The 243-nt window shown below is 62.6% G+C and carries 1 pseudogene; it reads left to right on the plus strand.

Annotation, left to right across the window (positions count from 1 at the left end):
• Window positions 1–108, plus strand: a pseudogene (locus ACI6QG_RS19720) (IS5/IS1182 family transposase); the annotation flags it as partial.
• Window positions 109–243: the final 135 nt, after the last annotated feature.

Genomic DNA, 243 nt, shown 5'->3' on the forward strand with positions numbered 1-243 from the left:
TGCAGGCTCAAGAACTGGCGACGCATCGCCACGCGCTACGACCGCCTCGCCCGAAACTTCCTCGCCGCACTCGCCCTCGTCACTGCCGTCACCGAATGGAGCAAATGAGTCCCCAACCTAGGGTCTGTACCCAATTGACGTAGGTGCGGCGCAATGATTCACCCTGCCAAACGGCGGGGGATGAACGGTGTCGCGCCTATTCTGGCTGAGCGACGTGCAGTGGGCGGCGATCGAGCCACATCT

Source organism: Sabulicella flocculans, assembly GCF_045449635.1.
Taxonomy (GTDB): Bacteria; Pseudomonadota; Alphaproteobacteria; order Acetobacterales; family Acetobacteraceae; genus Roseococcus.